We start from the raw sequence: 24,332 nt of genomic DNA on the forward strand, positions 1-24,332 counted from the left end.
CCGAGCCGTCACCCTCCTGGGCAAAAGCACTAGCCTTCAAAGACATGCCCGATAAAAAAACCGGCTCTTGCAGGAGCCGGTTTCTTGATAATCCTGAGCCAGTTTCCCAACTGCCTCAGGTCCGTTCGCCGGGTCGTTCAACCCATCAAAACCTTTGCCCCTTGGCGGCTTTTTCCAGCAACAGCGCCGGCGGCTCGAAGCGCTCGCCATACTGCTCGGCCAAGTACTGTGCCCGGGCGACGAAATCCTGCAAGCCATATTGGTTGATGAACTGCAGTGCCCCGCCGGTCCAGGCGGCAAAGCCGATGCCGAAGACCGAGCCGATGTTGGCGTCAGCGGTCGAAAGCAGTACGCCCTCTTCCACGCAACGCACGGTTTCGATGGCCTGGATGAACAAGATGCGGTCGCGCACGTCTTCCTGGGAGATTTGTGCGTCAGGCTTCTCGAAACGGGCTTTCAGCTCAGGCCACAGCTGTTTCTTGCCGTTCGCCGGGTAATCGTAGAAGCCGCCATTGGCCGCTTTTCCTGGGCGTTTGAACTCATTGACCATCAGGTCGATGACCGCGAATGCCGGGTGCTGCGCGATGGCTTTACCTTCCGCTTGCAAGTCCTTGATGGTCTGAGCGCGGATGTGAGTCATCAGGCTCATGGAGACTTCATCGGAGATCGCCAGCGGGCCGACCGGCATGCCGGCTTTGCGCGCTTCGGTTTCGATCATCGCCGCATTCACACCCTCGCCGAGCATGGCCACACCTTCGTTGGTGAAGGTGCCAAACACGCGTGAGGTGAAGAAGCCACGGCTGTCGGTCACGACGATCGGTGTCTTCTGGATCTGCAACACGTAGTCGAAGCCACGCGCCAGGGTTTCGTCGCTGGTGTGCTCGCCCTTGATAATTTCCACCAGCGGCATTTTGTCCACCGGGCTAAAGAAGTGCAGGCCGATGAACTTGTCCTGCTTCTGCACCGCCTTGGCCAGGCCGCTGATCGGCAAGGTCGAGGTGTTGGAAGCGATCACCGCATCGCTCAGCGCATTACGCTCGGCAGCGGCGGTGACCTTGGCTTTCAGTTCGCGGTCTTCGAACACCGCTTCGATGATCAGATCGCAACCTGCGAAGTCCGCGTCGTTGTCCGTAGCCTTGATCCGCGCGAGGATGCCGTCACGCTTCTCGGCGCTCATCTGGCCACGGGCAACTTTCTGCTCCAGCAACTTAACGGAGTAACTTTTGCCCTTCTCGGCCGCTTCCACGGAGAGGTCTTTCAGCACTACGTCGATACCGGCAAGCGCCGAAACGTAGGCGATACCCGCGCCCATCATGCCGGCGCCGAGCACACCGACTTTCTGGGTGACATGGGGCGCCGGGCCTTTCGGACGCGAGCCGCCGGCGTTGATTTCATTGAGCTGGAACCAGAAGGTGCCAATCATGTTCTTCGCCACCTGTTCGGTGGTCAGCTCGGTGAAGTAACGCGCTTCGATGATTTGTGCGGTGTCGAAGTCGACCTGGGCGCCTTCCACAGCCGCGCACATGATCTTCTCCGGCGCTGGGAAGCAGCCTTTGGTCTTGTCGCGCAACACGGACGGAGCGATGGCGAGCATCTGTGCCACGTTCGGGCTGGACGGTGTACCACCGGGGATCTTGTAACCTTTGACATCCCACGGTTGCACGGCCGCTGGGTTGGCGGCGATCCAGGCGCGGGCCTTGGCCAGCATCTCGTCCGCGTTAGCGGCGATGTCGTGAATCAGCCCGGCTTTCAGTGCATCCTGCGGGCGGACTTTTTTGCCTTCTAACAGGTATGGGAATGCCTTCTCCAAGCCAAGGATGCGCACCATCCGCACCACACCGCCGCCACCTGGCAACAGGCCCAAGGTAACTTCCGGCAGGCCGAGTTGCACGCTGCTGCTGTCCAGGGCGATGCGGTGATGGCACGCCAGGCAAATTTCCCAGCCGCCGCCGAGAGCCGCACCATTGATGGCTGCGACTACAGGCTTGCCGAGGCTTTCCAGACGGCGCAGTTGGCCTTTGATGCGCAGAATCATCTGGTAGAAATCGTTGGCGTCGGCTTTTCTGACCTTAATCAACTCATTCAAATCGCCGCCGGCGAAGAAGGTTTTCTTCGCCGAAGTGATGATTACACCAGCGATAGAGTCCTTCTCGGCTTCCAGGCGCGCAACGGTTTTGCCCATGGCCTCGCGGTAGACCGCGTTCATGGTGTTGGCATTCTGGCCGGGCATGTCGATGGTCAGGACGACGATATTGTCCTGGCCTTTTTCGTAACGGATGGCGTCAGTCATTGTTGTTCTCCCGACTCAAACTCTTTCAATAATCGTGGCAATACCCATACCGCCGCCAACGCACAGCGTGGCGAGGCCATAGCGCAGGTTGCGCTTCTCCAGTTCATCGAGCAGGGTGCCGACGATGGCGCAGCCGGTGGCGCCGAGTGGGTGGCCCATGGCGATGGAGCCGCCGTTGACGTTGACCTTGTCTTCCGACACACCCATATCCTTCATGAACTTCATCACCACCGAGGCGAAGGCTTCGTTCACTTCGAACAGGTCGATGTCGTTCACGCTCAGCCCAGCTTTTGCCAGCACCTTACGGGTGGCCGGCGCTGGGCCGGTGAGCATGATGGTTGGGTCGGTACTGGTGACTGCCGTGGCGACAATCCGCGCGCGCGGCTTGAGGCCCAGCTCCTTACCTTTGGCCGCGGAGCCTATCAGCATGGCCGCGGCGCCATCGACGATGCCCGAGCTGTTGCCTGGGGTATGCACATGATTGATGCGCTCGACATGGCTGTACTGGCGGATGGCAGTCGCGTCGAAGCCCATCTGGCCCATCATCTCGAAACTTGGCTTGAGCGAGCCCAAACCTTCGAGGGTCGAGTCGCCACGAATGAATTCGTCGTGGTCGAGCAGGACGACACCGTTCTGGTCGGTGACCGGGATTAGCGACTTCTTGAACGAGCCGTCGGCGCTTGCGCGGGCGGCTTTCTGCTGCGAGCGCAAGGCGAAGGAGTCGACGTCGGTGCGGCTAAAGCCTTCGAGGGTGGCAATCAGATCGGCGCCAATACCCTGCGGGACGAAGTTGCTGCTGATGTTGGTTTCCGGGTCCATGACCCAGGCGCCGCCGTCGGAGCCCATCGGCACACGGGACATGGACTCAACGCCACCGACCACTACCAGGTCTTCGAAACCGGAACGGATTTTCATCGCTCCGAGGTTGATCGCTTCCAGGCCTGAGGCGCAGAAACGGTTGACCTGCAGGCCGGAAACGCTCACGTCCCACTTAGCCACCATCGGCGCGGTTTTGGCGATGTCGGCGCCTTGATCACCCACTGGGGTTACGCAGCCGAGGACAATGTCATCGACCTGGCTGGTATCGAGCTTGTTACGCTCTTCCAGGGCCTTGAGCAGGCCAGCGATCAAGTTGACGGGTTTGACGCTGTGCAGCGCGCCATCCTTCTTGCCTTTGCCGCGGGGTGTGCGCACCGCGTCGAAAATGAATGCTTCGGTCATGGCGTCCTCTGACCTCCGGTTAGGAGGGATAGGTAGCGGCGTAAACCTCAGGTTGCACGTCAGCGAACCTGAAATCGCCTGTTCTTGTTTGGCCGCTACACCTTAACGTTAGGGGTGACACGCTCAATGACCGAAATGCTCAGGGCTATTGACCGCTCTGCTCAGACGAACGGTCAATAGCCGCCCGGCCATTGGCCACCATGGAGGAAATGTGTCTGGCGCAAGGGTTGCCGAAGGATTGTGTGTTGATGGGCATAACTGAGTGCTACTAGCAGCAAGTTGCTTGATACCAAGTCATCTAAGCGAAGAGTGATGCGGCCCCTAGAGTTGAAAGGGCTAGGTGTCGTTGCCGGGTTTTGCCGGAACGATTTTCGAGTCCACGCCTCGGCGTGACGCGGCCACCCGACAAGCCTTTAGAGCGGGTACTCGGCGCCACACCAACAAGAACAAAAGGCAGAAGGCCATGTTTAAACAGCCAAAAATCCGGCAAGCCAGCTTGATTGTGTTTGCCACCACGGTGATTTTGATTCTTCCCAACCTAACGCGTCTGATCAGTTGACCGTCACCCTTTCCAGTCGCTGCGCACTGCCTTTGGCAGTCAACGCAGCGCTGGCGGCTACCACGCCAACAGCAACGGCAAGCAACCGAACGACAAAAACCTCGAACACACCAACACCACCCGGCTTGCTCGGGCGAGCGACCGAGTGGTCTGTACGGTTAGTTCGTTAACTTAAATTCGGATGCCTGGAGTCGCGAGGCAAGGCGCAATGACGAGTCGTAGCAGGGCTACGGCGAGGAATTGCAACGCTGGATCGCGACTTCAGGCGCCGAAGCTAACTAATGGAACTAGCCACACAGGCCACTAGGCGCACGGCAATCAAACCAATCGTTAAATACCGCCACCCGTATTGCCGAGGCCGGCGACGACCATTACCGGCGCCAATGGCGCAAACAACCCTGCCAGCAACACCGTCACCGTACTGCGCGCCCCCCGCACTAGCTGCCGGCCATTGGGCTCAGGCATTGTGCTAGGGTGCCATCGACATGCCCTAAGGAGACGGCTATGCGCACCCTACTCGCAGGTTGTGTCCTGCTTTTCAGCCTGTCGGCCGCTGCCGCTGAGGTCGACCAGACCGCTGCCGTTCAGGCGCTGGCAGAGCCCAAAACGCTACTGATCGATGTACGCACAGCCGAGGAATTTGCCGAAGGCGCCCTGCCCGGCGCCAGCCGTATCGGTTATGAACAAATCGATACACAGATCGCCAGCCTTACCTCGGATAAAGACACCCCCATCGTCCTTTACTGCCGCAGCGGCCGCCGCTCGGGCATCGCCCAGGATGAGCTGAGAAAATTGGGTTATACGCATGTGATCAACGCCGGTGGTTACCAAGAGTTGAAAACCGCTTTGGCTCTTGAGGATTAAAAATGCGCGCACTGCTTCTCGCTCTGCTGACGACCATCACCCCGTTACACGCCGCCGAACTGATTTTGGCACTGCCCGCGGGCAGCCGTAGCTGGAGCACCGCCGAGCTGCTTACCCATCCGCAGGCGCAGCAGATCGAGATCGCCAATGACGTCAGCTACAAGCACTCCATGTCCTATCGCGCTGTGCCGCTGGCAGCGCTGCTCGCGGGCGTGCAACCGGGCGATCATCTGCAAGCCGTGGCGCTGGATGGCTTTGCCGCCGAACTGCCGGCCGCACCGTTGCTGAGCAAGACGGGCAGCCGCGCATGGCTGGCCGTGGAAGACCCGGCTCGGCCCTGGCCACCGCTGGCCGCGGGAAAACCGAGCGCAGGGCCGTTTTATCTGGTCTGGAGCAACCCGCAAGCCGCCAATATCGGCCCGGAACAGTGGCCGTTTCAGGTCGCCAAGATCCGCCAACTCGCTTCAGTGACCGAGCGCTTCCCGGCATTGTTGCCGGCTGCCACGGCCAGCGCAGACGTGCAATCGGGCTTTGCGCTGTTCCAGAAAAACTGCCTGGCCTGTCATCGGCTGAATGCTGTCGGCGACTCGCAGTTCGGCCCGGATCTGAATATTCCGCATAACCCGACCGAGTACTTCGCCGCTGATTTTCTCACCGCCTACATCCGCGACCCGCAGAGCATGCGGCGCTGGCCGCAGGGCAAGATGCCGGGGTTTAGCGAGGCTGTGTTGAGCGAGAGCGAGTTGAGCCAGTTGCTCGCCTACCTGCGCCATATGACCGGGCGCAAGGTCGACAGCTGGTAAGGCGAGCCGTCTTGTGGCGCTAATCTAGCTCGCTTGCTGGGTTTCACGAGGTGCGCCCTGCGGGCAGCTAAAGCTGTGCAAAACGGCATTCCTGCCGTTTTGTCGCTTCGCTCTACACCAGCCTACAAATCTGTGCAGCCCACGCGGTTCTGGTGCGACCGAGCTGCGCGGCGACTACCCCCAGTAGTCACCGGGCGGCGGTGGCAATTGACCGAGCAACTGGCGCAGACCGCTGCACCATTGCTGGCGAATCTCTTCGAAGTAGGCATCGCCCTCGTGCACCCGAAAGCCTGTGGGCAGCTCCAGGCTGTTGGCTCGGTACACCAGCAGATCCAGAGGCATCCCCACCGAGAGGTTGCTGCGGATGGTCGAGTCGAAGGAAATCAACGCGCAACGCAACGCCTGCTGCAAGGACGTCTGATGGCTGAGGGCGCGATCCAGGATCGGCTTGCCGTATTTGCTTTCACCAATCTGGAAGTACGGCGTGTCCTCAGTGGAGGCGATGAAGTTGCCCTGCGGATAGAGGTTGTAAAGCGCCGGCGCTTCGCCGCGGATCTGCCCGCCGAGAAGGAAGGAGCAGCCCAGGTCGACGCCCTGGGTCAGAGTGGCGCCGCCGGTGCGGGACAGCACTTCGCGCACGGTATCGCCTACCAGCGTGGCGGCGGCGAAGAGGCTCGACACAGTGTGCAAATGCTCGCCCTCCCCGTTCAGACGGTGGCGCAGCAGGCTGATCACCGATTGCGACGTAGCCAGGTTGCCGGCGCTTTGCAGCACGATCAATCGCTCACCCGGCACACCGAACACATGTAGCTTGCGGAAGGTCGCGATGTGATCGACCCCCGCATTGGTGCGCGAGTCAGAAACGAACACCAGCCCTCCGGCCAGGTTCATGGCAACGCAATAGGTCATTCTTCACCTGTAACGAACAAGCGCGCCCGGTGCAGTGGAAAGGCTGCACCGGGCGCTATCGAGTATCCAGTGCTACTGCTGCTGTACGCGTAGCAGCGGGGAAACTTCCACATGCGCGTGCATCTGTTCGATGCCGCCCCCACGGCGCATGCCGCGCACCGGGCAAGCATCCAGGTAATCCAGACCGATTGCCAGCTTCAGGTGCCGCTCGGGTTTAGCCAGGCAGTTAGTCACATCGAAGCTGTACCAGCCGCCATCCAGCCAGGCTTCGGCCCAGGCGTGGCTGGCCAGGTGGTCGCTGCTGTCGGTGTACAGATAACCGGACACATAGCGCGCCGGAATACCCAGGCTGCGCGTGCAGGCGAGAAATGCGTGGGCGTGATCCTGACACACCCCCTGCCGCCCGGCGAAGGCTTCGGCCGCGCTGGTTTCGACCGCGGTAGTGCCCGGTTGGTAGCAGATGTGCGCATTCAATGCGTGCATCAGTTCAATCAACCCCGTGCGGTCACGGCGGTCCTTGCATTGCTGTTTGGCGAACTCGCGCAGCGCCTGGTCCGGCTCCGTCAGGCGGGTGACGCGCAAAAATGGCAAGGCCGACTGGCCCTCGTGCTCGGCCTCGCGCAGCTCATCGATCTCAACCTGGCCGCGGGCGCCGATGACGATGGATTCATGGGGTTCGTCCATGGTCAGCACGTGCAGGATATTGCCGTAAGGGTCGAGCTGGGCACGCACCGGCCGCGGCAGGTTGAGCTCCCAGTTGAGCACCTGCTGCCGTTCACTATCATGGGGTGTCATACGCAGGTACTGGATGCTCGCGCGCACCTGATCTTCGTAGTGGTAGGTAGTGTCGTGGCTGATGGACAGTCTCATGCGACCTCCAGGTATGAACTTTGAATGGCTTGGCCCAGCTGGCGCACCAGCAGGATGAAATCGGTGAGCCAGCCGTGCAGGCCCTCACTCAGGACTTCGTTGATGCTGGTGTAGCGCAGGCGCGCCTCCAACTCTGCCGCCAGACGCTGAGCCGGGCGACCGTTCTCGCCCGGCAAGCTGGCGAGCATCAGGTTGAGTTCATCCATGCAGGCGCGTAACGAACGCGGCACATCTGGCCGCAGCAGCAACAGCTCCGACACCTTGCGCGTGCCCGGCGAGCCACGGTAAATCTCGGCGAAAGCTTCGAATGAGGACAGCGCGCGCAACAGTGCGCTCCACTGGTAGTAGCTGCGCGCCGCGCGACCATCGATTTCGTCGATATCCTCGCCGAGCATTTCGTAGCGCGCATCGAGCAGGCGCAAGGTGTTATCGGCCCGCTCGATAAAGATGCCGAGGCGGATAAAGCGGTACGGATCGCCACGCATGATGGTGCCGAAGGTGGCGCCACGGAACAGGTGCGAACGCTCCTTGGCCCACTCGCAGAAGCGGCTGATGCCATAACGCCCCAACCCCTGCTCGGCGATGCCACGAATCTCCAGCCAGGTGGCGTTGATGTTCTCCCACATGTCCGCGGTGATGCGCCCGCGCACCGCATGGGCGTTGCTGCGCGCCGCTCCCAGGCAGTTGTAGATGCTCGCCGGGTTGTCCGCATCGAGGGCGAAGAAATGTAGCATGCGCTCGGCATGCAGCGGGCCGTGACGGGTCAGGTACTCGTCCAGGGTGCCGGTGATCAGCAGCGGCAGGGCCAGTTCTTCCAGGCCATCGCCGCGACCATCCTGCGGCATCAACGACAGCGAATAGCTGACGTCGAGCATCCGCGCGAGGTTCTCGGCACGCTCCAGGTAACGCGACATCCAGTACAGGTCAGAGGCAGTACGACTCAGCATATGTCACTCCTCCACCACCCAGGTGTCTTTGGTGCCGCCGCCCTGCGACGAGTTGACCACCAATGAACCTTCACGCAGCGCCACACGGGTCAGACCGCCCGGCACCAGGCGGGTTTCCCTGCCAGACAGGACGAACGGGCGCAGGTCGATATGCCGCGGGGCGATGCCGTTCTCGACAAAGGTCGGGCACGTCGACAAACACAGGGTCGGCTGGGCGATATACGCCTCCGGCTTGGCAATCAGCCGCGCCCGGAAGACTTCGATTTCCGCCTTGCTCGCCGCCGGCCCAACCAGCATGCCGTAGCCGCCGGAGCCCTGGGTTTCCTTGACCACCAGCTCCGACAGGTTAGCCAGCACATGGGACAGTTCTTCAGGCTTGCGGCACTGCCAGGTCGGCACGTTCTTCAGGATCGGCTCCTCGTCCAGGTAGAAACGGATCATGTCGCCGACGTAGGGATAGATCGACTTGTCGTCCGCCACGCCGGTGCCGATGGCGTTGGCCAGCACCAGGTTGCCGGTGCGATAGGTCGAGAGCAGCCCCGGCACACCGAGCATGGAATCCGGGTTGAAAGCCAGCGGGTCGAGGAAGGCGTCATCGAGACGCCGGTAGATCACATCCACCTGCTTGGCGCCGGAGGTGGTCCGCATATAGAGCTTGTCATCGCGAACGAACAGGTCGGCCCCCTCGACCAGCTCCACGCCCATCTCGCGGGCGAGGAAGGCATGCTCGAAATAGGCACTGTTGAAACGCCCCGGCGTGAGCACCACCACATTGGGATTATCCAGCGGGCTGGAGCTCTTCAGGGTGTCGAGCAGCAGGTTCGGGTAGTGGTCGATAGGCGCGACGCGCTGGGCGGCGAACAGCTCGGGGAACAGGCGCATCATCATCTTGCGGTCTTCGAGCATGTAGCTGACGCCGCTCGGTGTGCGCAGGTTGTCTTCCAAAACGTAGTAGCTGCCGTCGCCGTCGCGCACCAGGTCGACACCGGCAATATGTGCATACAGGTCACGGTGCAGATCGAGGCCCTGCATCGCCAGCTGGTAGCCCTCGTTGGCCAGCACCTGCTCGGCAGGAATGATCCCGGCCTTGATGATGCGCTGGTTATGGTAGATGTCGGCGAGGAACATATTCAGTGCCTGCACCCGCTGGATGCAGCCGCGCTCGACAATGCGCCACTCGCTGGCCGGAATGCTGCGCGGAATGATGTCGAAGGGGATCAGTCGCTCGGTGCCCTGGTCATCACCGTAGAGGGTGAAGGTGATGCCTGCGCGGTGGAACAGCAGGTCAGCTTCTCTGCGGCGCTGGGCCAGCAGCTCAGCCGGAGTATCCGCCAGCCAACGGGCGAACTCCCGGTAGTGCGGGCGGCAATCGCCGCTTGCCTGGTACATCTCGTCGTAAAAGGTGCGGGTCATGCTGTACTCCTTGTCACCCGGACGTACTGGAGCACTGCAAAGCCCGAGCCAGCAGACTTATTCTATACAGATCAAATGGTTACAAACCGAGCAGAAATAGTACGCACCAATACCGCGCAGCACAGTACCCGCCTCGGCTCACCACGCCCCATGGCACAGCAGCCGACAATGCAGCAACGGATCAGCCTCTGGCTGGCATAGGCGGGCTCGATTTCAGCGGGGTGCGCGAGCTGCGCATTATCGGCAGGGCTAAGTCTGAGTTCGCTGTTGCAGGGCGTGCAGTGGAAAAGCGCAAAACCTGTAGGAGCGATCTTGCTCGCGATGCTCTTGCTTGAAGGGCTTGGCGAGGCGGTAGCCGTTCCTTACGGCTTGCCGCATTCCCCACATCCATGTGGGTCACAGGTTCGCTCCAACAAGAAGCTCCAGCCCAACGCCATTGGAGGCCTTTTACGTGGCTGGCGGCAGATCCAACTCAAGCAAACGCCAGCTTCAACCAATGCCGATAAAAGCCTTCAGCCACCTGGTTAAGGGCCGCCACCTTGGTCGGCAGGTCGTCGAGCATCTGTCTGCGGGGCTGCTGGCTCGATTGCGTTTCGTCGAGCAGATGAGCCCAGTCAGTCAGCCACAGGCGCACCAACTCTTCGGTCATTTCCGGGTGGCCTTGTAGCGCTAACACCTTATCGCCCCAGGCAAACGCCTGGTTGGGACACCAAGGGCTGGATAACAGACGCTGCGCGCCTTCAGGGAGGTCAAAGGTATCGCCATGCCACTGATAAACCGGGAACTCCTCCGGCAGGTGTGCCAGCCACGGGTTGCCTGCCGCTTGACTCGATTGACTGAGCGGCTGCCAACCAATCTCGTTGTAAGGCATGCGGTGAATCGAGGCGCCCAATGCCTTGGCCAGCAGTTGGCCACCCAGGCAGTGGCCGATCAATGGGATATCGCGTTGAATAAAATGCCGTAACGCGGCAATTTCTGCCCCAATCCAGGGCAATGGGTCATTGGCGCTCATTGGCCCACCCATGATGGCTACCGCCTTGGGTCGGTCGAGGTCATAGCCCTGCAACTCGCCCAAATCGGCGCGCAGCACGCAAAAGTCGAGTTCCTGCGCATCGAGCACATGGGCCAGATGACCGGCAGGACAATAATCAACATGGGTGAGAATCAGGATATCGGTCATGACTGAACTACCTCTTTTGCTCAGTCTGACGCAAACGCCGTGCCGTGGTCGAGTAAAGGAAATGTCTGGTTTGGCGGGGTATCTGGCAACACCGACCAACCTCGCGGTCAATCGGTGAGTTGTGGCCAAGGCTGCGCCTTAAACGCGCAGCCCCTTGATCTCCTGGGTCACTCCCCAGCCATCGAGAACCCCTCCGAGCGGTGCGACCAGTAATTCCAAGTCCTGCTCGAAGTCGCCAATGCCGTCGTAGGTGGCATACATCACTTTGCTGATCAGTAGGTGCCAGGCCCCATCATCCCGCGCGGTTACCTGGGCGTTCAGCGATTCACTGCGAAAGTTTTTAGCCGCCATTCGGGCCCGCTCCTCGTCCGGGAAAATGGCGTAGAACTCGATTGGATGAATACGGGCGAAATCAAAACCACCCTCTTTCATGCGGCGCAGAACATTACTGCTGACATCATCGTGGAAGGCTGTGCTCATGAAACGACCCCCTCTCAAGCGATGGATGGATAGACCGCTTTCCCATTGCTGCTGCCAACGCAACGGCGCTGACGTCGCGGCACGCTAGCCGGCCGTGCCGCCCGAGGATCAAGCGTGTAGCTGCTTGATGTGGCACAAGCCAGACCTACAGCTGAGGCCTGGTCGACAGCAGGCACTCAGAGCGAGTGACCAGAGCTGTCTCTTGCAGGGTAGTGCTTTCAGGCCAGATCTGCTGGCCCGGAAAACAACTTGTGACGAGAGCGGCGACCAGCGGCACCCAAGCAGCCCGCCAGCCAATTCGCCCCTTGCAGGACTTGTGCAAGCTCAGAGCCCCTGTAGGGTGGGCTTCAGCCCACGCGTTTCGCAGCATACCGGTGTGGGACGCCCCCCTCTACGCAGCGCCGCAGCCCACTACCTGGCGGGGCCGGACGCCTTACTCGCGACTCAGCCAACCCATGATCAGCCGGTTAAGCCACTGCGGCGTGATTTGCCCTGACCAGTACATCAGCTTGAACTGCAAGCTGATCGGCCGATGCACAGCCGAACCCTGAGCCTGTTGCCAAGCAACCGCAGCGATGTCTTCAGCGGTCAACTTAACGCCCAGGCGGCGCATCACCGGTGCCTCGAAACGTTGGCTGAAAACCATCGGCGTACGCACGAATGGCGGCATCAGGTCGCCGACGCGTATGTCATGTTTGCACCACTCCAGCTCCAGCGCCTCGGTCAGCCCGCGCACGGCAAACTTAGAGGCCGAGTAGCTGGCCAGATGCGGCACGCCATACAGCCCGGAAGCCGAGCCCATATTGATCACCTGGGCATTCGGCGTGGCTTTCAGATAGGGAAACGCCGCGTGCGTCATTTGCAGCAACCCGAGTACGTTGATCTGCACGATCCGCGCGTGCTCGGCCATCTCGATCTGCTCGAAATTGCCGCATTGCAGGATGCCCGCGCAGTTGAACAACAAGCGCAGCTGGCCGTGATGCAACGCGGTGAAATCAGCCAAGGCAGCCTGCACCGCAACGGGGTCGATCACGTCCAACTCGGCATGCCAAACGCCACCCAGTTCTGCGGCCAAACTGGCGAGCGCGGCATGATTGATATCCAGCAAGCCGACCTTCCAACCCCGGGCATGGAACAAGCGCGCGGTCGCAGCGCCGATGCCGGAAGCGGCACCGGTAATCAGAATATTGCCCATCTCAGCTCCCCTGCTGCTGCAAAAAGTTCGCTACCCTGGCCAAGGCCAGATCAGCCACATCGAGCATGCCGGCATGGGCCTGGAATACATGCCATAACCCCGCATAGCGCTCCAGTACGACCGTCACCCCGGCAGCCGTGGCTTGCTCGGCGAGGCGCAGGCTATCGTTCAACAGCAGCTCATCCTCCCCCACCTGAATCAGCAGCGGCGGCAGCCCGGTCAAGTCGGCATAGGCCGGCGACAGGCCCGGATCGCGCCGATCCATGCCCGCCGGGCAAAACAACCCGGCAGCTTGCTGAATCCAGGCGGGGTTAAGCAACGGGTCACCGGCTGGCGGCTTATGCAGCTGGCTGCAGGTCGCATCCGTCAAGGGCGAGAAACACACCAGCGCGGCTGGCATCGGTAGCCCCAACTGTTTTATACGCAGTGCCGTGATCAGGCTCAGATTGCCGCCAGCCGAGTCGCCACCGATCACGATCTGCTCAGCCGTATAGCCCTGCACGAGCAACTCGCGATAAGCCGCCAGCGCATCCTCCAACGCCGCCGGATAAGGGTGCTCCGGCGCCAAACGGTAATCCAGCGCACACACCGCCATTGCGCAGCGTTTAGCCAAATGGCTGGTGATGCTGCGATGGGTTGCCGGTGAGCCGATCAGGTAGGCGCCGCCGTGCAGGTACAGCAGCACACGGCCACTGTCCTGCGCCGGCCGGTGCCACTCGCAAGCTCTGCCCGCCAGGGTGCTACTGGAGCGTTCGATACCTCGTGGCGTCACAGCCGCGGCTGTGAGCCCACGGATAATCGCGCGCTGCCCGGCAATCGGCATCGGCGGGCGGACCAGGCCGCGAAACAACAGGTACAAGCTGCCGCGCAACACACCCGCCAGCAGACGCTGGCTCAAGCGCTGGCGATCTGGCAATTCAACGAATGCAGTCATAGTGCTTAAGCTCCGGCGCGCGAGTGTGTTGGCGATAGGTAAAGGTGAACCCCGGCCAGTTATTGGTGTTCTTGCCGGCCGCAGTCTTATACCAACTGGTGCAGCCCTGCTCCCAGATCGAGTGATGAATCACTTTCTGTAGACGCTGGTTAAACGCCTGCTGCACCGCCGGTTTTACATCCAGATAGCGCAAACCCTGCGCTGCGAGTTGCTTGATACAGCTCAGCACATAAGGGAACTGGCTCTCCAGCATATAAATGATGGAGTTGTGTCCCAGGTTGGTGTTCGGCCCGTACAGGATGAACAGATTGGGAAAGCCGCTGACGCTGATGCCCAGATAGGCCTCGGCACCCTCCTTCCAGGCCTGATTCAACTCGCGCCCGCCAAGCCCCTTGATCTGCATCGGCGCGAGGAAATCCGTGGCAGCAAAACCGGTGCCGTAGATGATTGCATCCACCTCACGCTCACGGCCGTCGGCCGTCACCACACCCCGCTCCGTCACCGCGCTGATGCCGTCGTTAACGATCGCCACATTCGGCCGGGCCAACGCCGGGTAGTAGTCGTTGGAGATGAGAATGCGCTTGCAGCCCATCGGGTAATCCGGGGTCATCTGGTGGCGCAAGCCTGAGTCTTTGATGCCCCGCGCCAAGTGGAGGCGGAAGGCGAATTTCATCAGCCGCATCAGCGGCGGGAACGTGGAAAACGCCAACACCCGCGACTCGTGCTGGATGTACTTGAGCATCCGGTCGAGTTTCTGCAACCCAGGCAAGCGGCGCATCACGGCCAACTCCCAGGGGCGGTAAGCACGATCCGGTTTAGCGATCACATATGCCGCCGAACGCTGGAACAGATGCAACTGCGCCACCTGCGGCGCTATTTCCGGGATGAACTGAATAGCACTGGCTCCCGTGCCAATAACCGCCACCCGCTTACCGCGCAGGTCGTAAGCATGATTCCAGCGCGCCGAGTGGAAGGCCTCGCCTTGAAATGTCTGCAACCCCGGAATTCGTGGATAAGCCGGGCGATTCAGCTGGCCACAGGCGCTGACCAACGCCTGCGCAGTGAACACCTCGCCTGCGACGCTCGTGACACGCCAAAGCCCTAGCGATTCATCGAACTCGGCACCAGCCACTTCCGTGTTGAAGCGGATCTGCCCACGCAGGCCGTACTTGTCCGAACAGTGTTTGAGGTAAGCGAAAATCTCCGCCTGCGGGGCGAACTTGCGCGACCAGTCTGTTTTCGGCTCGAAGGAAAACGAATACAAGTGCGAAGGCACATCGCAGGCGGCGCCGGGGTAACGGTTATCGCGCCAGGTGCCACCGACTTCGGCAGCCTTCTCCAGCAGCAGAAAGTCGCTGATGCCGGCCTTCTGCAGCTGGATGGCCAAACCCATGCCGCCGAAACCGGAGCCGATAATCAGCACGCGCAAAGGCGCGGCTGGCGGGGATGCTTTAATCATTGTTTTTATCCCTGATGGTTCTCTGCGCAAACAATGCGAGTCAGCAGATGCTAAAGCGCCACTTGCAGGATCGTTATGGCATAGTCGGCCAACAATTGTGCGATTCGGACAAAGATGTCGGACAACATGTCGAACAAACCGCAAACCACCTGGCCTCCCCGCCGCAGTGCCATCAGCGTGCAACTGCTCACCCAGTTCGGTCTCGATCAGGGGCTTTCGCTTGAGCGCTGCCTGGCTGGCAGCGGCCTGGATTTAGCGCTACTGGCTGATCCGGGCGCGGAAATCGATGCCGAACAGGAGCTAAGCCTGATCCGCAATCTGGTCGGCGCCCTCGGCCACCTGCCCGGTATCGGCCTCAAGGCCGGTATGCGCTACCACCTCAACACCTATGGCATCTGGGGGTTCGCCCTGCTCAGCAGCCCGACCTTCCGCAGCGCCGCGCAACTGGGCCTGCGCTATCTGGACCTGACTTACGCCTTCCACGGCATGCGCCTGGAAGAAATCGGCGATGAAGCGCATCTACTGCTCGACGAGCGCAACGTGCCCGAAGACCTGCGCAGCTTCATCCTCGAACGCGACGCCGCCGGAGTAATGAGCATCCAGCGCGATCTGACCAACATCCGTCTGCCGCTTAAGCGCGCCAGCTTCCGCATCCCTGCCCCCAGCGACTTGACGCCTTATCAAGAGTTGTTCGGCCTGACGCCAACCTTCAATGCCGCGGAAAACCGTATCGTCCTCGACCGCGACTTGCTCGACCGTCCCCTGCCCGGCGCCAACCCACAAGTGGCCCTGCATTGCGAGCAACAGTGCCAAGCGCTCTTGGCCAAACGCCGCGTGCGGGCGGGTCTCAGTGGGCGCATCCGCAATCGCCTGCTGGCCCAGCCAGGGCAACTGCCAGCCATGGAACAACTGGCCAGCGAACTGCACATGACCTCACGCACCCTACGCCGCCGCCTGATCGAGGAAGGCAGCAGCTTTCGGCAATTGCTTGAGGAAGTGCGCCAGGCCCTGGCCGAAGAACTACTGGCCACCGGCGGGCTAACCCTGGAAGAAATCGCCGAGCGTTTGGGATATGGCGAAGTCTCCAACTTTATCCACGCCTTCAAACGCTGGAAGGGTGTGCCCCCCAGGCAGTACCGCACGCAGCAACAGCGCTAGGTACTTTTCGTACAGAACCTTGCGCTACGGCGCCGAGCGTTAATGCTCACCCTCCCCTTAGTTTGCCGATAAGACACTGGCCGATAGCCAGCAGTGCTGGCAGCTGAAGTCTACCGTATGAAATGAATCGCTCTGCTAACAGTACGCAAGCTTGTTTCGCAATGTCGTGCTTGTCTGCTTAGGCTGAAAGAATCAGCGACTTAACAATGAGATATCGAGCTTTATGCAAAATGTTATCGCGAATAAACGCAGTATTGATGCCACCTAATAGTGATTAGCTTTTAAAAAAAGTGGAATGATCCAATTGTCAGCAAGGTGCAAAATTATGGTTTGCATCTAGTATTCACATAGTTAACTAATGAGGAACCACTATGGAAACGCTACTACCTTTAATTATTCAATTGATCAGCGGTGCTATTGGTGGAAATGCGGCTGGTTCTTTGATGAAGGATTCATCCTTGGGCACTCTCGGTAACTCTATTGCCGGTATTATAGGTGGTGGGCTTGGCGGTCAGTTGCTTGGCATGCTGGGAGTCGCAGCGGGCACGGGGGGCATGGATCTTGGCAGCGTCATTGGAAGTATTGCCAGCGGTGGCGTGGGCGGTGCCGTATTGATTGCAGTTATTGGCCTCATAAAGAAAGCACTCGCCAAATAGAGCATCTATTGAGTGAAGAAAGCTAACAAGGCATTTCAACCAAGACCGGCTTACCCACCGCTTCGCTGTGGATAAGCCGGCCTATTAATTGCGACGTTAGAGTAAAAAATCCGGTTTTACTTTCCGCTTCCACCTTTCTCGACCAAACAATAAAAAGGGGCCTTATGGCCCCTTTTTATTACTCAAGCAGTTTTATCAACTGCTACCCGGCTTTCCGTCCACAACCCCTGCCGTGTTGCCCAGCAGGCTCTTGGTTGCCGTTTGCAGGAAGGCTTCGAGCTTCTTCTTCAGCACGGGGTCAATATCGCCCGGCACGCGTTCAGCTTTCGAGTTCGCCCCTAGTTGGTAGTCATACAGGCGCGGCTCAAAGCCCTTGGGCTGAATCAGGATGCGATTGGGCGTGACGATGGCAACGGTCTGTTCGCCGCCAGAAGGTTTGATCACGCCAACACCATGATCGCCTTCCGGCAGGTTGAGCAGGTCACGGCCCCAGCACTGGTGCCGTACTTCGCCACCTAGGCGGCCCATGATGGTCGGCACGATGTCGATCTGGGTGCCAACAGTGTCGCGGGTGGCGCCGAACTTTTCCTGAATGCCCGGAGCGATCAGCAGCAACGGCACGTTGAAGCGGTACAGGTCCATCTCTGTCAGTTGTTCGTTACTGCCGAAGCCATGGTCGCCGACGATGACGAACAGGGTGTCCTTGAAGTACGGCGCTTTGCGCGCCTTCTCGAAGAACTGGCCCAGAGCCCAGTCGGAATAACGCATGGCGGTCAGGTGCTCATCCAGTGAGCCATGACCGCTAACGCGCTCTACCGGCAAGTCTTTTGGCAAGGCGTATGGCGTGTGGTTGGACAAGGTTTGCAGCAAGGCATAGAACGGCTTTTCGCCAAAGTTCTTCTCCAACTCAGCCGCACCGCGGTCGAACATGTCCTGGTCGGACACGCCCCAGGTCGGGTCCATGAACACCGGGTCGACAAAATCCTCACGACCAACGAAGTCGGTCATGCCTTGGTTGCTGAAGAACCCCGATTGGTTGTCCCACTGGAAGTTGCCGTTGTAGACGTACAGATTGTCGTAATCGCGAGCACTGAGCAGTTGCGGCAAACCGGAGAACTTGTGGCCGCCTTCCGGCATGCGCATCAGATACTCGAAGCTGGGCAGATTGGGGAAGCAGGCCATAGTGGCGAACATGCCCTGGTGGGTATGGGTGCCATTGGAGAAGAAACGGTCGAACAGCAGGCCCTCTTTAGCCAGCTTGTCGAAGTTCGGAGTGATGTTATCCGGGCTACCCAAGGCGCCGACGTAGTGGCCGGCGAAGCTCTCCATGAGGATTACCACCACATTGCGGACCGGTAGCGTGCCATCGGCCGGCGGCGTGAAGTCGCGGCGGATGGCGGCCTTGTCGGTATCCACCAGCTTGTCGTTCGGTGTCAGCAGCATTTCACGGACAGCCTGCAGGGCTTCGGCATCCGGCATGGTCGACTTCCAGGCGTTGTCTCGGTGCGAGGAGAAGCTGGCCTTGGCCGCCGAGACCAGAGTCAGGGTGCCGTTCAGGCCGAGTTGGTTGGCGAACATCGAATCGGTGGTGTAGGCATCGCCCCAGCGCAGCGGTGGCCCCTGACGCACGGTACCGCGCGCCGCCAGAACGGCCAGTGCCAGACACAGCACAAACGCCATACCACGCCAGTGCCAAGGCGCCGAATGACTGGTGGCAGAGGACGGCAGCACCACCGTAGCTTGCGGTCGACTGAGGAAGTCGAGGCCCTTGAACAGCTTGGCCAGCAGCCAGGTCGCCAGCGCCCAGGCCAGCAGGTAGCGGCCAACTGGGAAGCCGTTCCAGAGCATGCTGAGGACAGTTTTCGGATCTTCCTGGAAATACTGGAACACCAGGCTGTTCAGACGCTGGTGAAACTCGCGGTAGAAATCCAGCTCGGTCAGCCCGAGAAACAGGGTGATGCTGGCGAACGCCGTCAGCCAGATGCGATGCAGGCCGCGAGCCGCCATGGCGCGAACGCTGAACAACGCCAGCAGCAACGGCACGCAGGCAAATACCACCACCCGCAGGTCGAAGCGCACGCCGTTGAAAAAGGCTTCGGCAAAAGTCGCGGCTGGGGTCACACCGATCAGTTCGCGGTTGTAGACCAGCAGGGCCACGCGCAGCAGCGAGTACATCAGCAGTAAGGCCAAGGCGCTCAAGAGCGTGAACGCGAGGTGACTTTTCACAGTCGGGCGGAATAAGCGCGATGAGGAGTGCTTGTTACTCAGGGCGTCCGTGTTAGCCATGGTGTTTAAGATCCGTTCGGTAGACGTTTGATTTCAATGCTGCGATTGCAGCCCTGCTCCGCCATGAATAACCGGCCGCAAGCAAGAGCAATGGGGATCGGTGCTGAGCGCAGGGGCGCAAGGATAACCTGTAGCTGGCCGACACGGTCCACTATCAAGCAGCCGCGCCCTGGGCGTGGCGTCCTCGCTGGCCCATCAGCCGTCGGCATTACCCCCTCAACGAGCTCAGTGCATTTAAACCAGGGCGAACGCTGATGTCGTCAGCTTTGCTCCGCCACGGCTTGAGCCAAGCACTGTACTGTTTGGCATCGCGGCGCGATTTTCCGCTATGCGATGTGAAAATTTTGTAGGTTTCAGGCCGCGCATCTGCGGTCCTCGACCCTGTGAGCAATGTGCGACCGCAAGCCTTTATCGAGCTGCACACGGGCAAAAGACAGCCTCGTAGGTTGGTGCTGGGCACAGCGATGCCCAACAGGGAGTCGCCCCGAGCAGGCCGTGTGAAAACTACTGCGCTCGGTTATACGGCGTTAAAAACAGGCTCAAAATGCTCATTTACCACTCGTAAACTCGGCTCGGGCATCCTGCTTCGCTCTACCTCCTGCATCCCTGCAGTCGTGCGCTTTCTCGCCAGTTTTGACTCGCTGGCGCTCGCCCTTCGGACCAGCCTGCGGCTGTTACTCCGCTTCGCTGCGTTGCGCCTTGTCTAACCTTCGCTCGCTACGTTTTCACACGGCCTGCGAGCCCCCCTTTTCCTGACGCAGCTCTTACTCAGTCATTACTCGGTTTGTTCACCGCTTGCAGCACGTACTGCGGCAGAGCGAAAGCGCCCAGATGAACTTCCGGGTTGTAATAGCGAGTAACGATACCGCTGCCGACGAAGCGCTGGCGCAGGGTGTCCAGCGGCAGCTTGCGCAGCTCGGCGTTGGTCGCGCCCCAGGCGAAGGTCATGGCGCCGCCGATATAGGTCGGCACTGCCGCCATGTAAAAGTGCCAATCGGCGAACAGGCTATCCATGCGGCTGGCAGTGGTCTGTACCTCACTGAGCTGCATGAAGGGCGTACCGTTTTGGGTGACCAGGATGCCGCCTTCGTTCAGGCAGCGACGGCAGGCTTGGTAGAAGTTCTCGGAAAACAGCACTTCACCCGGGCCGATCGGGTCGGTGGAGTCAGAGATGATCACATCGAACTTCTCCTCGGTGGTGGCAACGAAACGCATGCCGTCATCGATCACCAGATTCAGCCGCGGGTCGTCATAGGCGCCCTTGGAGTGGTTCGGCAGAAATTCTTTACACATCTCGACCACGGTGCCGTCGATCTCGACCATGGTGATGTGCTCGACCGTGCGGTGCTTGCTCACTTCGCGCAGCATGCCACCGTCGCCACCGCCGATGATCAGTACCCGCTTGGCCGCGCCGTGGGCGAGGATTGGCACGTGGGTGAGCATCTCGTGGTAAATGAATTCGTCGGCTTCGGTAGTCTGGATCACGCCGTCCAGCGCCATCACCCGGCCCATGCGCGGGTTCTCGAAAATCACCAGATGCTGGTGTTCGGTACGCACTTCGTGCAGCAGCTTGTCCATGCGAAAGCGCTGGCCATAGCCTTCGTAGAGGGTCTCTTGATAATCGCTCATGGGTCTATCTCCTCTGTCCTGCCGTCAACCAAACGAAGGGCTTGGAGCCTGTCGGCTTGGGGTATCGAAAGCCAAAAGCGGCCGACGATCCGCAGGCTCGTCAAGCTCCTTGCGCCCATGAAAGGCGCGCATTCTACGTGGGCAGCCATGACAGGTCGAACCTTGGATCGGCTACAACTGGTCAGAAAGCACCGCGAAAAATGCTTAGAACGGATTCAAAAGCAAGTTACGGGAAGACAGCCCAGGGGGCAGGACGCTATCGTCAACCCATGAACGACACCCCTGAACTGCCTGCTACCGTAGTCCGCCTACCCTATCTGATGCCCTGGAGCTGGCAGCAGTTCCAGCAGTACTTCGCCTTGCGCTGCCTGCCCGCGGTGGAACGCTTGACGCCACACAGCTACCACCGCAACTTCCAACTGGGTACCACCAGCGGCTGGTTCAAGCTGCGTCCGCTGGCCGAAGAAGCGGCTCTGGAGCTAAGCCTGAGCCCTTCCGCCAGCAGCCTGACCCAGCCGCTGGTAAAACGGGTGCGGCGGATGTTCGACCTAGATGCCGACACCGCGCTGATTGCCGCCCACCTTCGCACCGACCCGCTGTTGGCACCCTTGGTGGAGCGTTACCCTGGCCTGCGTCTACCCACGGCCTTTGATCCGTTCGAACAGGCGGTGCGCGCCATCATCGGTCAGCAAGTCACCGTCAAGGCCGCAGTGACTATCACCGGGCGTCTGGTGACGCGACTGGGCGAAACGCTGGCGGACGCGCCAGCAGATGGGCCGCAACGCTTGTTCCCGACTGCCGAAGCCATCGCCGGTAGCGTGCTGGACGGCATCGGCATGCCTGGCAAGCGCGTGGAAACCCTGCAGCGCTTTGCCCGCGCCGTACATGAGGGCACTCTTGCACTGCATGCCGATGACGGCGTAGAAGCGCTGGTCGAGCGCCTCTGCGCACTGCCGGGTATCGGCCCCTGGACCGCTGAATATATCGCCCTGCGCGCATTTGGCGTGGCGGATGCCTTCCCGGTCAGCGACTTGGGTCTGCTGAAGGCGCGGATCTGGGGCGATGACGGCATTAACGCCCGCATACTCGCGGCTCGGGCCGAAACCTGGCGCCCCTGGCGCGCCTACGCCGCCATGTATCTCTGGCAAAGCTACGCAGAGGATTGAAGCCATGTATTACCGCTACCACGACAGCCCACTCGGCCCCCTGCTGCTCGCCGGCGATGACGAGGGCCTGCGCCTGCTGCATATGAATGCAGCACAACCCTGGGAACTGGCGCAGGACTGGCAAGCCGCCGCGCAGCAACTGGATGACGCTTGCCGGCAACTAGACGAGTACTTCGCCGGCCAGCGCCAACAGTTCCAGCTGCGCCTGGCGCCGGCCGGTACGCCGTTCCAGCGTGAAGTCTGGCGGGCGCTGCTGGAAATCCCTTTCGGCCGCACCTGCAGCTATGCCGATTTAGCCCAGCGGATTGCTCGGCCGAAAGCCGTGCGCGCCGTCGGCACCGCCAATGGCGCCAACCCGATTGCCGTGGTGATCCCTTGTCACCGAGTGATCGGCAGCAACGGCACCCTCACCGGTTACGCCGGCGGCTTGGAGCGCAAGCAACTGCTGCTGCAGCTGGAAGGCGCGTGGTTACTCTAAAAGGCCGTTGAAAAACTTCTGCGGGCTTCGCGCGCTATACGGCGTTGGAAACAGCCACTTTCGAAGGCTCGGCTAAATCCGCACATTACCGCGCGGCCCGGCGACGGCCCAGATAATCAGGCCCAGCACTGGCAGAAACAGGATCAGCAGCGCCCAGATGATCTTCATCCCGGTTTCTGCGCCGCTTTTGATCACATTGAGAATCGCCCAGATATCCAGGGCCAGAATGATCAGGCCGATCAGGCCGCTAAACGTAGAATCCATGATGACATTCCTGTGTGAAGGGTTGCCCCCGTAGGATAGTCGCTGGGCCAGAGGTTCCGTATTGCGCTCAATGTAGGGTGGGTTAAAACCCACCACCGGCACCGAAGGTGCCGCCAATCGCCAACCGACCCGGCCGGCTGGTGGATTATCGCCGATGGCCTGATCCACCCTACGTCGAGATGATTTAGAAGCCGTTGAGGTCGATCACCGCAAAACTGGCCACAGCCGGATGCCCCGGCAATTCCCCCCCCTCGCGGGCCAAGCCACAGGTCTGCATACCGGCCTGCTGGGCGGCATCCAGCTCTTGCACGATGTCCGAAAGGAAGAGGATTTCATCCGCCGGGCGGCCGATGCGCTCGGCGATGCGGGTGTAGGACGCAGCCTCGCGCTTGGGTCCGGAGGTGGTGTCGAAATAGCCGGAGAATAGCGGCGTCAGGTCACCGGCGACCGAACAGCCAAAAATCAGTTGCTGCGCCTGGATCGAGCCGGAGGAGTAGACATACAACTCAAAACCCTCCTCCTTCCAACGTTTCAGCGCTTCTACCGCATCCGGGTAGACATGCCCTTTGAGTTGTCCCGCTTTATAGCCCTCGGCCCAGATCATTCCTTGCAACGCCTTGAGCGGCGTAGCTTTGCGGTCTTCGGCAATCCACTCGAGAAGGATTTCGACGACCCGCGGCAGATCCGCCTCGGCTTCACCACTCTCGGCCCGCACAGCTGCCAGTTGCGCCGCCACAGCCGGTTGCTCGGCGTTGTTCAGGACGAAATCCGGTAAATGGCGCGCGGCATAGGGAAACAACACATCGAAAACAAAACTCACTGCGCTGGTGGTGCCTTCGATGTCGGTGAGAATGGCTTTGATGGACATGGGTAACTCCAGAAATTGATGGTTCCCATGCTCCAGCGTGGGGACCCGTGCTGGACGCTCTGCGTCCGGCGTCTCGGTGCCTGAGGACACGGAACGTCCCGGCTGCGTTCCCGCGCGGGAGCGTGGGAATGATCATGCCTGGGATCAGTCTTCCAAGCGCGGGAAATGGCTGGCGATGTCTTGGCCAGTGAACTGCGCGACCCAACCCTCAGGATTATTGAACAGCCGAATCGCCACGAAATGCGGATGCTCGCCCATATCGAACCAATGCCGGGTGCCAGCGGGCACCGAAATCAGGTCGTTTTTCTCGCAGAGCACGGCGTAGACATAATCTTCGATATGCAGGGTGAACAAGCCGCGACCAGCGACGAAGAAGCGCACCTCGTCCTCGGCATGACGATGTTCATCGAGGAACTTGGCGCGCAGTTCGGCCTTCTGCGGGTGATCGCTGGTCAAACTGACCACATCGACGGTGACATAACCGCGCTCGCTCATCAGTTGCTCGATCTGCGGGCGATAGGCGGCGATCACTTCATCCTGCCCCGCGCCGGCGGCTATTGGTGCAGTGGCTTGCCAACGTTCGAAACGCACGCCGACCGCGGCCAGGGTCGAGGCGATGTCTTCCAGATGGGTCAACACCTTGTTCGGCAGATCGGGGGAGGCTTCGTGGTAGACGGTCAGGCTGCTCATGGTTTTCCTCTGC

General features: G+C 60.5%; 23 protein-coding genes. 6 read left to right on the forward strand and 17 right to left on the reverse strand.

Translation table 11 applies throughout. From position 1 onward, the window contains the following. Window positions 1–145 precede the first annotated feature (145 nt). From D3879_RS09390 to D3879_RS27455, 3 genes are all read right to left on the reverse strand, one after another. Window positions 146–2,290 (reverse strand): 3-hydroxyacyl-CoA dehydrogenase NAD-binding domain-containing protein, encoded by a 2,145-nt coding sequence (locus D3879_RS09390; RefSeq protein ID WP_119953934.1) that lies wholly within the window; start codon window positions 2,288–2,290, stop codon window positions 146–148. Between the two features lie 15 nt (window positions 2,291–2,305). Beyond that, window positions 2,306–3,511: an acetyl-CoA C-acetyltransferase gene (locus D3879_RS09395; protein WP_119953936.1), complete on the reverse strand. Its 1,206-nt coding sequence runs from the start codon at window positions 3,509–3,511 to the stop codon at window positions 2,306–2,308. Between the two features lie 889 nt (window positions 3,512–4,400). After that, the gene (locus tag D3879_RS27455; RefSeq protein WP_274381363.1) at window positions 4,401–4,535 is read right to left on the reverse strand and encodes a hypothetical protein; all 135 of its coding nucleotides are present in this window, start codon (window positions 4,533–4,535) and stop codon (window positions 4,401–4,403) included. A 39-nt stretch (window positions 4,536–4,574) separates the two neighbouring features. On the opposite strand from D3879_RS27455, the gene D3879_RS09400 reads away from it, so the two are divergent. Both D3879_RS09400 and D3879_RS09405 read left to right on the forward strand, forming a co-directional pair. After that, window positions 4,575–4,934, forward strand: a complete 360-nt coding sequence (locus D3879_RS09400; RefSeq protein ID WP_119953938.1) for a rhodanese-like domain-containing protein — start codon at window positions 4,575–4,577, stop codon at window positions 4,932–4,934. 2 nt (window positions 4,935–4,936) lie between these two features. Then, window positions 4,937–5,737 carry a cytochrome c gene (locus tag D3879_RS09405; protein WP_119953940.1) on the forward strand — a complete coding sequence of 267 codons (801 nt, stop codon included), beginning with the start codon at window positions 4,937–4,939 and terminating at the stop codon, window positions 5,735–5,737. A 174-nt stretch (window positions 5,738–5,911) separates the two neighbouring features. Here the strand turns inward: D3879_RS09405 and D3879_RS09410 are convergent, their stop codons facing one another. The 9 genes from D3879_RS09410 to D3879_RS09450 all read right to left on the reverse strand — a co-directional run bounded on the left by D3879_RS09410 (window position 5,912) and on the right by D3879_RS09450 (window position 15,124). Further along, window positions 5,912–6,646, reverse strand: a complete 735-nt coding sequence (locus tag D3879_RS09410; protein ID WP_119953943.1) for a proteasome-type protease — start codon at window positions 6,644–6,646, stop codon at window positions 5,912–5,914. Window positions 6,647–6,718: 72 nt separating this feature from the next. Further along, a complete protein-coding gene (locus tag D3879_RS09415; protein WP_119953945.1) occupies window positions 6,719–7,516 on the reverse strand; it encodes a transglutaminase family protein in 798 nt (265 codons plus the stop codon). Further along, window positions 7,513–8,463, reverse strand: coding sequence for an alpha-E domain-containing protein (locus D3879_RS09420; protein WP_119953948.1), 951 nt, complete (start codon window positions 8,461–8,463; stop codon window positions 7,513–7,515). The genes D3879_RS09415 and D3879_RS09420 overlap by 4 nt, the downstream gene beginning before the upstream one ends. 3 nt (window positions 8,464–8,466) lie before the next feature. Beyond that, entirely contained in the window at window positions 8,467–9,876 is a 1,410-nt protein-coding gene (locus tag D3879_RS09425) for a circularly permuted type 2 ATP-grasp protein (RefSeq protein WP_119953950.1), read from the reverse strand. 472 nt (window positions 9,877–10,348) lie between these two features. Then, the gene (locus D3879_RS09430; protein WP_119953952.1) at window positions 10,349–11,056 is read right to left on the reverse strand and encodes a type 1 glutamine amidotransferase; all 708 of its coding nucleotides are present in this window, start codon (window positions 11,054–11,056) and stop codon (window positions 10,349–10,351) included. Between the two features lie 138 nt (window positions 11,057–11,194). Continuing rightward, window positions 11,195–11,536 carry a ribonuclease E inhibitor RraB gene (locus D3879_RS09435; protein ID WP_119953955.1) on the reverse strand — a complete coding sequence of 114 codons (342 nt, stop codon included), beginning with the start codon at window positions 11,534–11,536 and terminating at the stop codon, window positions 11,195–11,197. Window positions 11,537–11,969: 433 nt separating this feature from the next. Then, entirely contained in the window at window positions 11,970–12,731 is a 762-nt protein-coding gene (locus D3879_RS09440; RefSeq protein WP_119953958.1) for an SDR family oxidoreductase, read from the reverse strand. 1 nt (window position 12,732) lies between these two features. Continuing rightward, complete coding sequence (locus D3879_RS09445; RefSeq protein WP_119953960.1) at window positions 12,733–13,665, reverse strand: alpha/beta hydrolase; 933 nt, start codon at window positions 13,663–13,665, stop codon at window positions 12,733–12,735. After that, entirely contained in the window at window positions 13,649–15,124 is a 1,476-nt protein-coding gene (locus tag D3879_RS09450; protein ID WP_119953962.1) for a flavin-containing monooxygenase, read from the reverse strand. Before D3879_RS09450 ends, D3879_RS09445 begins: the two co-directional genes overlap by 17 nt. Before the next feature lie 126 nt (window positions 15,125–15,250). On the opposite strand from D3879_RS09450, the gene D3879_RS09455 reads away from it, so the two are divergent. Both D3879_RS09455 and D3879_RS09460 read left to right on the forward strand, forming a co-directional pair. Next, on the forward strand, window positions 15,251–16,282 hold the full coding sequence (locus D3879_RS09455) for an AraC family transcriptional regulator (protein WP_119954935.1): 1,032 nt from the start codon (window positions 15,251–15,253) through the stop codon (window positions 16,280–16,282). Window positions 16,283–16,653: 371 nt separating this feature from the next. Continuing rightward, window positions 16,654–16,938 (forward strand): hypothetical protein, encoded by a 285-nt coding sequence (locus D3879_RS09460; protein WP_119953963.1) that lies wholly within the window; start codon window positions 16,654–16,656, stop codon window positions 16,936–16,938. Window positions 16,939–17,133: 195 nt separating this feature from the next. Here D3879_RS09460 and D3879_RS09465 read toward each other — a convergent pair whose 3' ends face one another. Both D3879_RS09465 and speE read right to left on the reverse strand, forming a co-directional pair. Next, window positions 17,134–19,224 carry an LTA synthase family protein gene (locus D3879_RS09465; protein ID WP_119953964.1) on the reverse strand — a complete coding sequence of 697 codons (2,091 nt, stop codon included), beginning with the start codon at window positions 19,222–19,224 and terminating at the stop codon, window positions 17,134–17,136. A gap of 768 nt (window positions 19,225–19,992) precedes the next feature. After that, window positions 19,993–20,853, reverse strand: coding sequence for a polyamine aminopropyltransferase (gene speE, locus D3879_RS09470; RefSeq protein WP_119953965.1), 861 nt, complete (start codon window positions 20,851–20,853; stop codon window positions 19,993–19,995). Between the two features lie 269 nt (window positions 20,854–21,122). Between speE and D3879_RS09475 the strand changes: the two genes are divergently transcribed. Both D3879_RS09475 and D3879_RS09480 read left to right on the forward strand, forming a co-directional pair. Beyond that, window positions 21,123–22,019, forward strand: a complete 897-nt coding sequence (locus D3879_RS09475) for a DNA-3-methyladenine glycosylase family protein (protein ID WP_119953966.1) — start codon at window positions 21,123–21,125, stop codon at window positions 22,017–22,019. Window positions 22,020–22,023: 4 nt separating this feature from the next. Further along, window positions 22,024–22,497: a methylated-DNA--[protein]-cysteine S-methyltransferase gene (locus D3879_RS09480; protein WP_119953967.1), complete on the forward strand. Its 474-nt coding sequence runs from the start codon at window positions 22,024–22,026 to the stop codon at window positions 22,495–22,497. A 72-nt stretch (window positions 22,498–22,569) separates the two neighbouring features. On the opposite strand, the gene D3879_RS09485 is transcribed toward D3879_RS09480, so the two are convergent. From D3879_RS09485 to D3879_RS09495, 3 genes are all read right to left on the reverse strand, one after another. Continuing rightward, on the reverse strand, window positions 22,570–22,761 hold the full coding sequence (locus D3879_RS09485) for a PLDc N-terminal domain-containing protein (protein ID WP_119953969.1): 192 nt from the start codon (window positions 22,759–22,761) through the stop codon (window positions 22,570–22,572). Between the two features lie 184 nt (window positions 22,762–22,945). Further along, on the reverse strand, window positions 22,946–23,629 hold the full coding sequence (gene mtnC, locus D3879_RS09490; RefSeq protein ID WP_119953971.1) for an acireductone synthase: 684 nt from the start codon (window positions 23,627–23,629) through the stop codon (window positions 22,946–22,948). Between the two features lie 144 nt (window positions 23,630–23,773). Then, window positions 23,774–24,319, reverse strand: a complete 546-nt coding sequence (locus D3879_RS09495; protein WP_119953973.1) for a 1,2-dihydroxy-3-keto-5-methylthiopentene dioxygenase — start codon at window positions 24,317–24,319, stop codon at window positions 23,774–23,776. Window positions 24,320–24,332 lie beyond the last annotated feature (13 nt).

This window comes from Pseudomonas cavernicola (genome assembly GCF_003596405.1).
GTDB classification, from domain to species: Bacteria; Pseudomonadota; Gammaproteobacteria; order Pseudomonadales; family Pseudomonadaceae; genus Aquipseudomonas; species Aquipseudomonas cavernicola.